This is a genomic window from Mangrovibacterium marinum (assembly GCF_003046625.1).
GTDB lineage: Bacteria > Bacteroidota > Bacteroidia > Bacteroidales > Prolixibacteraceae > Mangrovibacterium > Mangrovibacterium marinum.
The window spans coordinates 161,980-176,145 of record NZ_QAAD01000001.1 but is presented as its reverse complement, the minus strand read 5'-3'; the positions used below and the strand labels follow the sequence as shown (position 1 = coordinate 176,145).

Genomic DNA, 14,166 nt, shown 5'->3' with positions numbered 1-14,166 from the left:
GACAGTTTACTCTTCGAGGCCATAAATCTGGTTGTTTTCGCGAGCCTCATAAATTGCCCTAAAGATAAAATAATCAGTTGGAGTTGTGATTTTAATGTTTTCAACAGGCCCCTCCACCAAGGTGAGCGGTTTGTGATACATGCTCATGAGGGTGCAGGAGTCGATGGAGTCGAATATCTGATCCTTCTGTGCCTGTTGGTGCACTGCCAGAATATCAGCCAGAATAAAACTTTGAGGCGCTTTGGCAAGTTTTGACAATGCGCGTTTCGGGATTTCAGTCACCGAGTAGTTTTCGTCGATCACAACAAAGGTTTCTACTGTTGGCGCAGTGGTGATTGCGCTGCCCGACTTCTTGACCTGCCGGATGTTGTCTGAGATGATCTGCTTATTGATTAGTGGTCGAACGCCATCGTGTATTAAGACAACTGAATCTGATGGAAAGTGTTTTTCGGCCGCACTTAACCCGTTATAGATTGACATTTGTCCGGTTTCGCCTCCAGGAACAATATCCACCACCTTTTTGATGTTAAATTTATCGAGGAGTTCCTTGAGATAATCGATCCACTCTGCAACACAGGAGATCACAATACCGTCAATTCCCGGGTGGTTTTCAAATAACTCAATGGTGTGGATAATGATTGCTTTCCCGTGAAGTTCGAGAAATTGCTTGGGCTTGGCTTTGGTATTCATGCGCGAACCAACCCCTCCCGCGAAAATTATGGCGATATTCATAAAAGTTTATTTTAAGGCAGATTAATAAATTTGTTTTCAAATCATTAATAATACTCCTCATTTAAGATGGTGAAAGCAATATTGTTAGTTCATGAATGAAAAGCTTTCATTGATTGAGTTAAAAACGGAGTCCTTCATAAGTGAAATATGTTTCTGGTCGTGTCCCTCTTTTATGGCTTCTTCAAGACTTTCTACAATTTTAAGGGGATCTAGTTGATCAAAATCAAAAAATCTATTAGGATATTTTATCTCTTTCCCCCAATATAATAATTTGTCGTTCCAGGCGATTCCTATTGCAGGAATATCCAAACTATATGCAACGATACAAGCGTGTAACCGATTTGCTACTATTCCCTTGAAATTCGAGATGTTATTTACTAGTTCAAACTGGTTATTTGGGACAGGAGTTAATTTATCTTCGTCAAGATCACAAAAAGCAATTATTTCTCTTGCAAATAATTCATCATCGGCTAAACCATGCGTAAACAACCTAAATTCATATTGTTTATCATCAAGAATTTGAATTACCTGGGACCAAAAGGACAGAAGAGTTTGTTTAGTTATATCTTTACCATAGTCAGTAAAGCGAGAGGGGGTGATCACGTTCAAGCCTATAATTTTTGAATTTGGGGCTTTTTGAACAGAAAACGCTTCACTTGCCCATACTCCAGTATCAGATATTTTCATAAAATTTGCATGTTCATTGTCCTTATAATATTCCTCAAGGACATCGATCCTGTCTCTTGTAGTACACATTTTAACAATGGGATTATTTAAAACATTTTTAAATGTGGTAAAGTCATTATCTTTACTATTATGACGACCTTCAATCCCTATTGCATTAATTATCACAGGAATATTTAAATCAGTAGCAGTTTGTATTATGTCCTTGAAAATTGGAGAAAAGTTAGCTCTTACACTATATTTCAATATCCCACCTCCAGCTATGACTATCATATCTGATCCTATAAATTTCGAATAATAGTATTCACGCAGATGTTTTTGCCCAATATATTCTCTATTGATCAATAACCGAAGTGATTTGGAAGATACAATTGAATGAACTACACTCTTAAATGTTTTCTTTATAAAATGAAGAGATCCATGTTTGTGTTTCGATAATTTTATGGTGTTGTCTATCTTGTTTTTGGCAAACATGTCGCATATAACAAAATCAAATTGTATGTTCTTTTTGTTCCCAATAGTGTAATACAAATACTTTAAGCAATCAAACAATAGAGCGTCCCCATGACTTTGTTCATAGTATGTTCCGACGAGTACTATTTTCTTTTTTTTATCCATTTATATTGACTTTTTCTCACTATATGACAAAACATAAACGTCGGATTGTCAGAAAGATGAGTGTTAAGGTGTTTGATTAAAACTCCGGATATCGGGACTTTGCGAAAGATTGCCACATCATTCAGTAAGAGAGATGACATCCAGAGTTGAGTGTAAAAGTAGTGAATTAGTCTCCATTTTCCATGAACAGTTGGGTTGGAACTTGGCACGGGTTGAGTTCTTTGTTTTAATGATTAGCACGCTGTGGAAAGTTCTGACTTTAGGTTTCTGGAAGTTGGCTTCAGCATTCGATAGCCATGCCAGTCCCAGTTCGTCACACCGAAGAATGCAATGTTTTATGGCTAACTTTCTTTTAGATATAGATTTGATCGCAAGGCGGATATTCAGGCTGTTGCCACACAAACCACCTTTCCGCCTCGAAATGGATAGGACAAATTAGAAGTTTGGACCGCAGAATGTCAATGTATAAATAATCGCAGTTGTTTATCAATGCGTCGCTTCCCGTTGCTGTTTAGGCTGTTGCCTAAATTTGGCAATTCAAACACCAACGAGCGGATTGAATTGATCCAGCGCTACATGCATCTGTTTGGCCATGAAGCACTGGATTGTTTGACAGCAGATCGCGAGTTTGTAGGAGAACGCTGTATCAAATACCTGAATGATAATCGGATCCGTTAATATATCCGTATATGCGAATACTTTTGGGTTGTGCAGCCTCATAATGGTAAACAAATAAAAGCCAGTTGGATTTTTGCCGATTTATCAATGAACGGGTGCTGGGTGAACCATCGGGTTGTTTATTCTCTAAAGTCCATTTTTCATATTACAATGCAATTCCTTGATTTATATCGGGGCTGGTCGATGCTTGAAAACTTACTCCGGGGTAAAGCTATACTAAATCCTTGTTCGTGAAAATCAGAAAGTCGCTTTTGACGGATAAATTGAAATTTTTCTTGCTGATTTCCCTTAAAACGGGCGTAGAACTTCCGGGTACAATCCGATCGTGTGTCTCAATTATGAGTACTTTGGTTTTGGACAGCCATCGTGCAGCTTGGTTGTCGAATAAGATCTTTTCAGTTCCCTCAACGTCAATTTTTAAAATGTCAATTGTCGGTATGTTGTAGTCCTCAATGAGTTCTGGTATTGTATAGGCTTGAATTCCTTTGTCGTCATTTGATTCTGTGACCTGTATTGCCCACTTGCTTGCAGTAGGATTCACTACTTTAAGTTTGCATTTTGAATTCCAAATGCCTCCTTCAATTCCAATAATGTTGGAACGATTTGCTGTGTTTTTGCAGAGCGCCGAGAAGTTCTCGCGGTCTGGCTCCAAAGCTATTATTTTGCTGTCTTCGAATCTGTTGGAAAAGAATATGCTGGTGTATCCGACATTGGCTCCGATGTCTATAATGTGCAAAGGATTAAGGTTTTTTAATTGTTGAAGATCGTATTCTCCCTGAACTATAATTTCCTCAAAAAGAATACGATCTGAGGTGTTCCTGCGTAAGTAAACTGTTTGTGATAATTGATTAATAAAGATTTCTTCGGAGTTAATCATTCTTATCCTAATGTAATCAATAAAACCACGAATGAGACCAAAGAATTGAATATACTTTCCAAGGTGATAGATTGATTCATACATGATATGGGGCTTCGTTTGGGTTATGTAATCTTATTTCGACAACAAAATCGACATCGCTTTGACGAGTTTAAAATAATTGAAATGAATGAAATTTATTGATAAAATGTTGTGGAGTTTTTTTGTGTGAATGCAATAGACGATCCACCGGCTTAGTAGAAAGCTTTCAAAAATAAATGGATTGTACTGTTTTAACTGACGGTTTGCCAAGGCCAGTTTTTCCAGCCATCCTCGAATTGCGGGACCGGAGTAAGAAGATTTGATCTTCTGGTCGAAACGGTATAGATTGAATGTTGCTAAATGCAGATCAAGGTCAATGTCGTGGGTATTCAGTAGTTTCTGTAATTCTTGTCGGAGCAGTTCTTTCTTCTTTTCGTACTGAAAGTTGTCATTGACAGCCGAGATGTTTGAATAGTGCCATCGGTAGTCGAGTAGGAACTCCGGCAGGTTGTGAAATTCAACCTCCGGATCTTTGGCAATTTTAATCCACAGGTCAAAGTCTTCAGTGTGTAAAGCGTTTTGGTTGTATTGGAATTTTTTCAGGATATCGGCCCGAACCATTACTGATGGGTGAAGAATCGCTGGTGTAAATAAAAGGCTGGCTCGGATCACCGGGTTGCTGACCGGGTTTTTAATCCGGCCGGTTTTCTGATTCTGCGCATCGATAATTCGAGCCCAGCTACCGCAAACACCGCAGTCGGGGTGTTTGGTCATATAGGCTATTTGTTGTTCAAACCTTGTCGGTGCACAAATATCATCAGCATCCATTCGGGCAATATATTCGCCCGAGCAAACTGTTATCGCAAAGTTTAAAGTCTTGATCAATTTCAGGTTGGTTTGGTTGCGGTAGTACCTGATTCTTGGGTCGCGGATCGCTTGGATGATTTCCTCGGTTCGGTCGGTCGAGCCATCATTGATAATGACCAACTCAAAGTTTGGATAGCTCTGATTTAGTACACTCTGTATTGCATCGTTTAGATATTGCTCGCCATTGTAGACGGGCATAATGACCGATATTAAAGGATTTTCTTTCACTTCTTCGAGGCTAGTTTTCAGGCGTACCGGTTGATATTTTGCGCAACCGTTCCATCACCTGACGAAATAATTGGTTAATATCAGCCGAAATTGGGAGAAAAGCAAAAAACAGGCCCGACAGAATTGTAATAATTCCACCACGGAGTAGGATATCCGGAATTAATGGCAGTTGGGGAATAATAAGGAGGCTTATGTAAATGCCGAGGTAGAAAAAGGTAATAACAATAAAGCGCCAATTGAATGGTTGGAATCTGTATTTCCACAGTAAAAAAATAAATCGTAGAAAATTATTCAGAAATAATGAGCTGGCGATGGCAATGGCAGCTCCAACGATCCCCCATAGCGGGATTAGCGAATACATCAGGGCGATCGCAACAACCACAAGAATAGCCAGCGAGGCCAGATTGAAGCGGTAGTACGGTGATAATCCGATAATCTGACTGTTGGTGCCGGTCATCATGTCGAACAGGTAGCCTAAACCGATAAAGAAAATCACCCATTTGGATTGCAGGTAGTCCGGCCCCAGTATGGTGAGAATGTTGTCGATGTTAGCCCAGATCCCCAGAAAAAGGAAGCCGCCGATGATAAATTGGTTTAAGCAGCTGCGGGTGTATATATCTTTGATTTTCGGAATAGCGTTTTCGCGCCATGCATCGGCAATTAAGGTTCCCGAAATTTTCAATAGCGGACGTGAGGGGATGATCACCAGTGTTCCAAAATAGAATGCAATGGTGTAGACGCCGGTGTCATTCAGGTTAACCATCTGGTTGACGATGATCTTATCAATATTGAAAACGAGCATATAACCAATTCCACCAAGAACAGAAAATAGTGCGACATCCAGAATTTCACGGCGAAGATTTTTGTCGATAAAATTTCGTTCTATTCTGATTTTTAACTCTCCTTTTCGTGTCATAAATACTAACATTATCAGGCCTTTGGCAATAAGGGCCAGGGCATAGCCCATGATGAGTTGGGAGAGTGATATAAGCTGAACAGCATAAAGGAGCGTGACGAGCAAAACCAGTACACGTTGTATAAATTCCTGGAGAAATGTCCCGAATACAGCATCGTACAATACTTTGTTATAGATGTCAAGAAATAGGTAAAGCATTGTAAAAAAGCTTAACGGAATGATCAGGTAAGTGTAGTCCGCAAATAATTGTGATTTTTCAATATTGCTTTCAATCAGATAAGGAGCAAAGAAATAGTAGGCTACCAAAAACAGCGCAAAACCAGTAGCCATAAAGCCGGCAGGTATCAGTAAAAAACCATGATGGCCGCTCTTTTTATCCCTGAAGTAGGGGAACAGCCGGGATGTTACACCATGCACACCCAATAGCGAGAACTGTCCGAATAAAGTAGAGTAGGCAACAAGCAGTCCGAATAGCCCAACGATATCCGGACTCAGAAAATTAGGGTATAAGTAGGCGGTGGTCACAAAGCCAATAATGACACCCAGATACGACCAGATTGTCCCTTTGATTGATTGCTTTATGATAATCCCCATTTTTGTCGGTTTCCGTAATTATTTATTTACTTTTGCTTCAATCCAAAAACAAATGAAATCCATTTCTTGAACTATGGCAAAGATAAAAGGCAATCGCAATATTTTCATTACAACCGCAATTATTCTCTTTTTCATTATTCTCTCGTTTGTTTATTACTCGCCCCAATTAGAGGGCAAGCAGCTGATGGCGTCCGATTTGTTGAACTACAAAGGGATGTCGAAAGAAATTAGCGACTACCGGGCCGACACTGGCGAGGAGGCGCTGTGGACCAATAGCATGTTTGGTGGTATGCCGGCCTATCTTATCTCTGTCGGTTACGGAGGTGAGCTGGTTGCGAAAATTCAGCATTGGTTTTTGTCGGCTTTCCCGCGTCCTGCGGGCTACCTGGCCTTAGGCTTTATTTGCTTTTTTGTGATGTGTCTGGTGCTGGGTGTTGACCGCTTTATTGCTTTGGCCGGAAGTATGATGTGGGGCTTTGGAACCTATTTCTTTGTGCTCATCGAGTCGGGGCACTATACCAAGGTGCACACGCTGATGTATATGCCGTTGATTGTTGGCGGCGTGTTAAGTGCTTACCGCAATAAACCTTTGTGGGGCGCTTTACTGACGGCCTTGGGCTTGTCGTGGATGCTGAGTGCCAACCATCCGCAAATGACCTACTATGCCGGGCTGATGGTTTTGATTATCGGAATTACGTACCTGGTTTATGCTTTTCGGGAGAAGACTTTGCCCGCTTTCTTTAAGTCGACTGCTTTGTTGGTGGTTGCCTTGCTGTTGGCGGTCGGGACGAATTTTGGCCGCTTGTATTCGGTTTACGAGTATGGTAAATATTCAACCCGTGGTAAATCGGAATTGAAGGTGGACGAGCAAAATCAAACCAAAGGTTTGGATAAAAATTATATTCTGGAGTACAGCTACGATCTTGGCGAAGCGATGACTGCCTTTATCCCTCGCTTTAAAGGCGGTGGCATGAGTGAGCCGCTGGGAGAAAAATCGGAAGTTTATTCGTTTTTTGAGAAAAACCAGGGCAGGGCCGCAGCAAAACAGGTTACAGAGTCGCTGCCGCTGTACTGGGGAAGTCAGCCCATATCGGCGGCACCTTTCTATTTTGGGGCGGTGGTGTTTTTCCTGTTTGTGTTTGGTTTGTTTGCCGTGAAGGGCAAGGACAAGTGGTGGATTGTTGCCGTTGTGGCGGTTTCGTTCTTGCTTTCGCTCGGAAAGAATTTTGCCACGCTCAGCAATTTTATGATCGACTACTTCCCCGGCTACAATAAGTTCCGCGATGTGAAGAATATCATTTTCATCCAGCATTTTGCCATGGTGGTTATGGGAATGCTGGCCGTTCGGGAGCTGGTGCTGGGGCGTATCGAGAAAAAAGAGTTACTGAAATCATTAAAATATTCGTGGTTCATTGTAGGAGGTGTAGCCCTGTTGTTTGCTGTATTACCAGGAATTGCGGGTGACTTTAGAGGCCCTTCTGATATTCGCTTGGCACAAGCTGGCTGGCCCGAGCAATTACTGAATGCACTGCGCGACGACCGGCGATCGGTATTGCGAATGGATGCTTTCCGCTCGTTGGTGTTTGTGTCGCTCTCGGCCGGCGTCGTCTGGCTTTTCATTCAGGAAAAATTGAAAGCCGCTTATGCCGTGGCTTTATGGGTATTGCTGATCCTGGTTGATTTGTGGCCCGTGAACAAGAAATATATGAACAACGAAAGCTTTGTGGCGAAGTCGAAGGTTGAAAAGCCCTTTACGCCTTCCAAAGCCGATCAGGCGATTCTGAAAGATCCGGATCCGGATTATCGGGTGCTGAATCTGACGGTTAGTCCCTTTCAGGATGCGTCGACTTCGTACTTTCACAAATCGATCGGCGGTTACCATGGCGCAAAAATGGAGCGTTACCAGGAGCTGTTCGACCATCAGCTGTATCCCGAGATCCAACGACTGATCGGAGGCTTCCGGAACCCAACAACGCTGGATTCGGTATTGACATCGCTGGATGTGCTGAATATGCTGAACACACGCTATTTTATTTACGATCCGAACAGTGCGCCGCTACCGAACCCGAATGCACTGGGAAATGCCTGGTTTGTAAACGATTTTAGGGTGGTAGCCAATGCGAATGAGGAGATCGAGGCGCTCTCGGATTTTGATGCGGCGAGCGAGGCCATTGTCGACGAACGCTATGCCGATCAGCTAAAAGAGGTGAGCCTGGGTACCGGCCGTAATTCGCAGATCAAGCTGGTTGAATATCAACCGAACTATCTGAAATATCAGGCTAAAGTGGCCGGAGGTACGGCGCTGGCCGTGTTCTCTGAAATTCATTACCCGAAAGGTTGGAATGCCTATATTGATGGTGAAAAGGTTGATTATTTAAGAGCCAACTATGTGTTAAGGGCGATGGCAATCCCTGAAGGAAGCCACGAAGTTGAGTTTAAGTTTCACCCGTCATCCTATTTTGTCGGTAATAAAATATCGCTGGCAAGTTCGTTGCTGCTGCTCATCGCCGCTGCCGGTCTTATTTTCGTGGAATGGAAAAGAAAACCAAAGCATGAGGAAGAAGCGGCCCAGTAAATTGAAACGACGGTTGTTCCGCTCGTATCTGACCGTCACCATCAGTATCAGCCTGATCCTGTTTATGGTTGGGCTTTTGTCCTTGCTCGTGCTAAATGCCGGGCGGTTGACAGATTACGTGCGCGAGCATGTTGGCTTTACCTTGGTGCTGCAGGAAAACCTGCGCGATGCAGAGGTTCTGCGGCTTCAGAAAATATTGAGCGCCTCAGCGGCTGTGAAGTCAACCGAATATATCAATAAGGAAGACGCTGCGGAGAGTTTGGCCGACGATATGGGCGAGGATTTTGTCGACTTTCTGGGATTCAACCCGTTGTTCTCGTCCATCGACCTGAAGCTGCATGCGCCCTATATGCAGGAAGATAGCTTGCTGGTGCTGGAAAACGAATTTTTAGCCTATCCGCAAGTCCGGGAAGTCTACTACCAGCGCGATTTGGTGAAGGTAATCAATAACAATGTCCGGCGAATCAGCTTGTTTCTGCTGGTTTTGGTGTTCTTGATGTTGTTCATTTGCACGGCTTTGATCAATAACACCATCCGCATATCGATATACAGCCAGCGATTTGTGATTAATACCATGAAGCTGGTTGGGGCAACCAGATCCTATATCCGCCGACCGTTTGTTGTGCGCACTGTAAGCTACGGCTTGCTGGGAGGCTTGTTGGCTAACTTTGTGATTTGGGCATTGGTGCTGACCTTTTACGATAGCCTGCAGAACTTTGTGGACACCAACCAAATTGATGCTCTCGGAATTACCTTCGTTGTTACCTTGCTTTCGGGGCTTATAATATCGTGGTTGTCAACTTATTTTGCCGTTAATAAATATTTGCGAATGAGTTACAACGAATTATTCTAATTTTTAAACGAACTAATCTCTACCGAATGGATGTTTTTAAACGATTCTTGTTTAGCTTTTTGGGGCTCAAATCGTATTTGAGAACGGTAAGCCGCTTATTCTTTATTTCTTACGATTCAGGCGTACTAAAAGGGAAGCCAAAGTTTGCATGTCACTATTTTATCAACAATATTTTAGCGCCGGGAGATGTAGTCATCGACCTGGGGGCTAATTTGGGCTATTATAGCCGTAATTTCTGCCGGTTGGTTGGCGATACCGGTTGTGTGTACAGTGTGGAGCCGGTAGGGGTATTTCGCGAGGTGCTGGAGAGCCATACCCGGAAGTATAAGCAAATTCGGATTTTGCCCTTTGCCGTAGGAGAAACCGATGGCCTTAACGTAGTGCTGGGAGTGCCGGCCTCGTCAAAATATTTTAGTCACGGACGTACGCATCTGTTGGATGGCCAGCAGGAAGAGTTGGCAATGCGTTTCCCGGCCGAAATGAGGACTCCGGATTCCATGTTCGCCGGCCTCGAAAGACTGGATTACATTAAGTGTGATATCGAAGGCTACGAGGGGGTTGCAATTCCCTTAATGGATCGCTTGTTGAAACAGTTTTTCCCCATCCTGCAACTGGAGTTGGATAAAGATAATCAACGAAAAATATTCGGTTATATGGATGCTTTGGGCTACTCTGCCTATTTTTTGGCGGACGGGCAGCTTCGTAGAATTGATACTTCGAAGCCCAAATTTCAGGGAGATATTTTCTTTGTGCATCCTTCCAGATCAACGAAACTTGCACCTTTTATTCATTCGTCGAACTGATGTCTTTTCATGCTGTCAAGCTATTTTGCAGTAAATAAATTTCTAAAGCTCAAGTTCGAAGAGTTATTTTATTAATTAACTTTGGGGCTCAATTCAGAAACAGTATGGCTAAAAAAGAAACTCCACAAACAGACGTGCAATTCGCGTTGGGAAAAGAGAATTACCGCTTATTGCTGATCGGATTTGTGATCATCGTCATCGGATTTATCTTGATGGTCGGCGGTAAAAGTGAAGATCCATCCATTTTCAATCCCGAAGTGTTTAGCTTCCGGCGGATAACTTTAGCGCCCGTTGTGGTGCTCTTCGGATTTCTGTTCGAGATTTATGCCATCATGAAGAAACCCCGTAACAAGCAGGATTAATGAGCGAAATACAGGCCCTTATTCTGGGCATTATTCAAGGATTAACCGAGTTTTTACCGGTTAGTTCCAGCGGACATTTGGAGTTAGGGCATGCCTTGTTGGGGGTTCACGGTCACGATCACCTTATTTTTGCGGTTGTTGTTCACGGAGCTACGGTCTTAAGTACCCTGGTTGTTTTCCGAAAAGATATCCTGACGCTGTTCAAAGGTTTGTTGCAGTTTAAATGGAACGAGGAAACCCGTTATGTGCTCAACTTGCTGCTTTCGGCAATTCCGGTTGTTGTGCTGGGCTTGTGCTTTCGCAAGCAGATTGAAGGCCTCTTCTCGGGCGACTTGTTTTTTGTGGGCTGCATGCTGCTGATAACAGCCAGTTTGCTGGCTTTTACCTATTTCGCCAAGTCGAAAGTTAAGCCTATCCGACTGCCCGATGCACTGATTATCGGCATTGCGCAGGCGCTGGCCGTCATGCCGGGGATTTCGCGTAGCGGCTCCACAATTGCTACCGGCTTAATACTGGGAAAAAAGAAAGAAGATGTTGCCCGTTTCTCCTTTTTGATGGTGCTCATCCCAATCCTGGGAGCCAATTTCCTCGATCTGATCAGTGGTGATTTAACCGGCGGAGAGCAAGTCGGATTTTTGCCCTTGGCCGTTGGTTTTGTTGCCGCTTTTGTCTCCGGCCTGCTCGCTTGTAGCTGGATGATTAATATTGTCAAGCGCGGGAAACTGATTTATTTTGCCGCTTATTGTCTGATTGTCGGCTTAATTGCTATTTTTGCAGCCTGAAAAATCCGCGCCGTCGGATTTTGTTAATTCGATAATTAAAGCGTTCATTTCATGGGGGAAACACCCAAACAATACGATTTTCAACAGGGCGAAATTTTACTTTTCGACAAAGCCCTGGACTGGACTTCTTTCGATCTTGTAAAAAAAGTGCGGAATAAACTTACGCGTGCTTTAAAGTTGAAGAAGATAAAAGTAGGTCATGCCGGAACGCTGGATCCCAAGGCTACCGGCCTGATGATTTTATGCACCGGCAAAGCAACCAAGCAAATTGATCGTATTCAGGCTCAGACAAAAGAGTATGTGGCAACCCTGAAATTGGGGGCTACAACACCCTCTTTCGATCTCGAAACCGAAGAAGATCAGCACTATCCGGTCGATCAGATCAGCCGGGAATTGATCGAGCAAACGCTCGGAAAATTTTTGGGCGAACAGATGCAGGTGCCGCCGGTTTTTAGTGCCGTTCGGGTGGCTGGTAAACGTGCCTACGAGCATGCCCGTAAAGGGCAGGAGGTCAAGTTGAATGCCAAATTAATTCACTTGTATGCTCTGGAAGTAGTCGATTTTCAGAACAATCTGTTGGTGATCCGGGTAGAATGTAGCAAGGGAACTTATATTCGCGCTTTAGCCCGCGATTTGGGTGAAGCCCTGCAGTCGGGAGCCTACCTGGTTGGTTTGAAACGAACAAAGATCGGCGACTATCGACTGGAAGAAGCCATGGATATCGACTATTTCTTAGAAAATATCGATCTTTTTGTAACTAATTAACAAACGCTCCGTAGAAGGTACCTTTGAAATACAGCGGCGCGATTGTCTGAGCAATCAGATTTCCGTAAGAAAAACAGAATTAGATATATATGAAATTATCCAAGTTTAAGTTTAAATTGCCTGAAGAGTTAATTGCACTTCATCCGGCAGATAATCGTGATGAGTCACGTTTAATGGTTGTCGATCGGAAGACCAGATCAATTGAGCACAAGTTGTTTAAGGATGTTACCGACTATTTCGACGACAAGGATGTGATGGTGTTTAACGATACAAAGGTGTTTCCGGCACGTTTGTACGGGAACAAGGAGAAAACCGGAGCTGAAATCGAAGTGTTTTTGTTGCGCGAGTTAAATCGCGAACAGCGCTTGTGGGACGTGTTGGTTGATCCAGCCCGTAAAATCCGGATCGGGAATAAACTTTACTTTGGGGAGGATGATTTGTTGGTTGCCGAGGTGATTGATAACACCACTTCGCGCGGACGAACCCTTCGCTTCTTGTTCGACGGTCCTTATGACGAGTTTAAAAACACGCTGTTCGGACTTGGAGAAACTCCGCTGCCTAAATTTATTCAGCGTCCGGTTCAGCCCGATGATAAAGACCGTTACCAAACAATTTTTGCCAAGCACGAAGGCGCTGTTGCCGCTCCTACGGCCGGTTTGCACTTTAGCCGCGAGCTGATGAAGCGTTTGGAAATTATCGGCGTTGACTTTGGTTTTGTAACGCTGCACGTTGGACTGGGTAACTTCCGCAGCGTGGATGTTGAGGACCTGACCAAGCATAAAATGGATTCGGAGCAAATCTGGATTTCCGAAGAGGCTTGCGATATTGTGAATAAAGCCAAAGAGGCCAAGCGCAACGTGTGCGCGGTTGGAACAACGGTGATGCGTACCCTGGAAAGCTCGGTGTCGACACAAGGTTTTCTGAAGCCCTTCGAAGGTTGGACGAATAAGTTCATTTTCCCGCCTTACGAGTTTAGCGTGGCCAACCGCATGATCACCAACTTTCATCTGCCGTTGTCAACGCTGATGATGATGGTTGCTGCTTTTGGCGGTTACGACTTAACCATGGAAGCCTACCAGGTTGCCATAAAAGAAGGCTACCGTTTTGGAACTTACGGCGATGCGATGTTGATTTTGTAATTCAATTCGAACCCGATGATACAGGGCTGTTCTCGTTTGGGGACAGCCTTTCTTTTTGTCTGAAAGTCTCTTTGGGTGATGCTGTTTGTTAAGGATTGGTCGAATTCCGGCAAATCGAGCCGGTGTTGTTTTCGGGCAAGCGGGCGTTTTTGGTTTTCGATTGCTTCGTTTATCTTTGCCCGAAATAAAAAATTATGGCTGCAGGTCCCCGAATTATAATCTATACTGATGGTGCTGCCCGTGGGAATCCCGGTCCGGGAGGTTACGGAGTGGTGCTGATGTCTGGTCAGCATCGTAAGGAGCTATCGGATGGTTTTGAGTTAACAACCAATAACCGGATGGAGTTGTTGGCTGTGATTATCGGGCTCGAAGCGCTGAAAGTGCCCGGCAGTCAGGTAACCATCTATTCGGATTCGAAATATGTGGTCGATGCTGTTGAAAAACGCTGGCTCTGGGATTGGGTGAAAAAGCGTTTTAAAGGCAAAAAAAATGCAGACTTGTGGCAGCGCTTTATTCAAATTTACAACAAACATTCGGTGCGCTTCGTTTGGGTGAAAGGGCATGCTAACATTCCTGAAAATGAGCGTTGCGATCAGTTGGCTGTCGAAGCCTCCATGGCTCCCGGATTAAAAAAAGACCTTGGCTATCTGCAAGCGCAGGCTTAACACAGTG

At 43.7% G+C, this 14,166-nt stretch carries 14 protein-coding genes; 9 read left to right on the top strand and 5 right to left on the bottom strand.

What is annotated here, in order from left to right; genetic code table 11:
• Positions 1–6: 6 nt before the first annotated feature.
• A complete protein-coding gene (locus C8N47_RS00675) occupies positions 7–732 on the bottom strand; it encodes an IspD/TarI family cytidylyltransferase (protein WP_107820586.1) in 726 nt (241 codons plus the stop codon).
• Positions 733–816: 84 nt separating this feature from the next.
• Positions 817–2,034 carry a polysaccharide pyruvyl transferase family protein gene (locus tag C8N47_RS00670; RefSeq protein WP_107820585.1) on the bottom strand — a complete coding sequence of 406 codons (1,218 nt, stop codon included), beginning with the start codon at positions 2,032–2,034 and terminating at the stop codon, positions 817–819.
• 489 nt (positions 2,035–2,523) lie between these two features.
• Between C8N47_RS00670 and C8N47_RS00665 the strand changes: the two genes are divergently transcribed.
• Positions 2,524–2,712 (top strand): hypothetical protein, encoded by a 189-nt coding sequence (locus C8N47_RS00665; RefSeq protein ID WP_107820584.1) that lies wholly within the window; start codon positions 2,524–2,526, stop codon positions 2,710–2,712.
• Positions 2,713–2,923: 211 nt separating this feature from the next.
• Here C8N47_RS00665 and C8N47_RS00660 read toward each other — a convergent pair whose 3' ends face one another.
• The 3 genes from C8N47_RS00660 to C8N47_RS00650 are packed head-to-tail and all read right to left on the bottom strand — an operon-like array spanning position 2,924 to position 6,215.
• A complete protein-coding gene (locus C8N47_RS00660; protein WP_107820583.1) occupies positions 2,924–3,673 on the bottom strand; it encodes an FkbM family methyltransferase in 750 nt (249 codons plus the stop codon).
• 30 nt (positions 3,674–3,703) lie between these two features.
• Positions 3,704–4,705, bottom strand: coding sequence for a glycosyltransferase family 2 protein (locus C8N47_RS00655; protein ID WP_483869231.1), 1,002 nt, complete (start codon positions 4,703–4,705; stop codon positions 3,704–3,706).
• A 10-nt stretch (positions 4,706–4,715) separates the two neighbouring features.
• Entirely contained in the window at positions 4,716–6,215 is a 1,500-nt protein-coding gene (locus tag C8N47_RS00650; RefSeq protein ID WP_107820581.1) for a lipopolysaccharide biosynthesis protein, read from the bottom strand.
• A gap of 73 nt (positions 6,216–6,288) precedes the next feature.
• Between C8N47_RS00650 and C8N47_RS00645 the strand changes: the two genes are divergently transcribed.
• The 8 genes from C8N47_RS00645 (at position 6,289) to rnhA (ending at position 14,159) form a co-directional block, all read left to right on the top strand.
• The gene (locus C8N47_RS00645) at positions 6,289–8,790 is read left to right on the top strand and encodes a YfhO family protein (RefSeq protein ID WP_107820580.1); all 2,502 of its coding nucleotides are present in this window, start codon (positions 6,289–6,291) and stop codon (positions 8,788–8,790) included.
• Positions 8,768–9,643 carry a cell division protein FtsX gene (locus C8N47_RS00640; RefSeq protein ID WP_107820579.1) on the top strand — a complete coding sequence of 292 codons (876 nt, stop codon included), beginning with the start codon at positions 8,768–8,770 and terminating at the stop codon, positions 9,641–9,643. Before C8N47_RS00645 ends, C8N47_RS00640 begins: the two co-directional genes overlap by 23 nt.
• A 26-nt stretch (positions 9,644–9,669) precedes the next feature.
• Positions 9,670–10,446, top strand: a complete 777-nt coding sequence (locus C8N47_RS00635) for an FkbM family methyltransferase (RefSeq protein WP_107820578.1) — start codon at positions 9,670–9,672, stop codon at positions 10,444–10,446.
• 104 nt (positions 10,447–10,550) lie between these two features.
• Entirely contained in the window at positions 10,551–10,808 is a 258-nt protein-coding gene (locus C8N47_RS00630) for a DUF3098 domain-containing protein (protein WP_107820577.1), read from the top strand.
• Positions 10,808–11,590 (top strand): undecaprenyl-diphosphate phosphatase, encoded by a 783-nt coding sequence (locus tag C8N47_RS00625; RefSeq protein ID WP_107820576.1) that lies wholly within the window; start codon positions 10,808–10,810, stop codon positions 11,588–11,590. The genes C8N47_RS00630 and C8N47_RS00625 overlap by 1 nt, the downstream gene beginning before the upstream one ends.
• Positions 11,591–11,641: 51 nt before the next feature.
• Positions 11,642–12,355, top strand: a complete 714-nt coding sequence (gene truB / locus C8N47_RS00620; RefSeq protein ID WP_107820575.1) for a tRNA pseudouridine(55) synthase TruB — start codon at positions 11,642–11,644, stop codon at positions 12,353–12,355.
• An 89-nt stretch (positions 12,356–12,444) separates the two neighbouring features.
• Positions 12,445–13,494 (top strand): tRNA preQ1(34) S-adenosylmethionine ribosyltransferase-isomerase QueA, encoded by a 1,050-nt coding sequence (gene queA, locus C8N47_RS00615; protein WP_107820574.1) that lies wholly within the window; start codon positions 12,445–12,447, stop codon positions 13,492–13,494.
• A 194-nt stretch (positions 13,495–13,688) separates the two neighbouring features.
• The gene (rnhA, locus tag C8N47_RS00610; RefSeq protein WP_107820573.1) at positions 13,689–14,159 is read left to right on the top strand and encodes a ribonuclease HI; all 471 of its coding nucleotides are present in this window, start codon (positions 13,689–13,691) and stop codon (positions 14,157–14,159) included.
• Positions 14,160–14,166: the final 7 nt, after the last annotated feature.

Coding starts and splice junctions, on each gene's coding strand:
- C8N47_RS00635 (WP_107820578.1), top strand. CDS start 9,670: ATGGATGTTTTTAAACGATTCTTGTTTAGCTTTTTGGGGCTCAAATCG.
- queA (WP_107820574.1), top strand. CDS start 12,445: ATGAAATTATCCAAGTTTAAGTTTAAATTGCCTGAAGAGTTAATTGCA.
- C8N47_RS00670 (WP_107820585.1), bottom strand. CDS start 2,034: ATGGATAAAAAAAAGAAAATAGTACTCGTCGGAACATACTATGAACAA.
- C8N47_RS00660 (WP_107820583.1), bottom strand. CDS start 3,673: ATGTATGAATCAATCTATCACCTTGGAAAGTATATTCAATTCTTTGGT.
- C8N47_RS00675 (WP_107820586.1), bottom strand. CDS start 732: ATGAATATCGCCATAATTTTCGCGGGAGGGGTTGGTTCGCGCATGAAT.
- C8N47_RS00645 (WP_107820580.1), top strand. CDS start 6,289: ATGGCAAAGATAAAAGGCAATCGCAATATTTTCATTACAACCGCAATT.
- truB (WP_107820575.1), top strand. CDS start 11,642: ATGGGGGAAACACCCAAACAATACGATTTTCAACAGGGCGAAATTTTA.
- C8N47_RS00625 (WP_107820576.1), top strand. CDS start 10,808: ATGAGCGAAATACAGGCCCTTATTCTGGGCATTATTCAAGGATTAACC.
- C8N47_RS00640 (WP_107820579.1), top strand. CDS start 8,768: ATGAGGAAGAAGCGGCCCAGTAAATTGAAACGACGGTTGTTCCGCTCG.
- rnhA (WP_107820573.1), top strand. CDS start 13,689: ATGGCTGCAGGTCCCCGAATTATAATCTATACTGATGGTGCTGCCCGT.
- C8N47_RS00665 (WP_107820584.1), top strand. CDS start 2,524: ATGCGTCGCTTCCCGTTGCTGTTTAGGCTGTTGCCTAAATTTGGCAAT.
- C8N47_RS00650 (WP_107820581.1), bottom strand. CDS start 6,215: ATGGGGATTATCATAAAGCAATCAATCAAAGGGACAATCTGGTCGTAT.
- C8N47_RS00630 (WP_107820577.1), top strand. CDS start 10,551: ATGGCTAAAAAAGAAACTCCACAAACAGACGTGCAATTCGCGTTGGGA.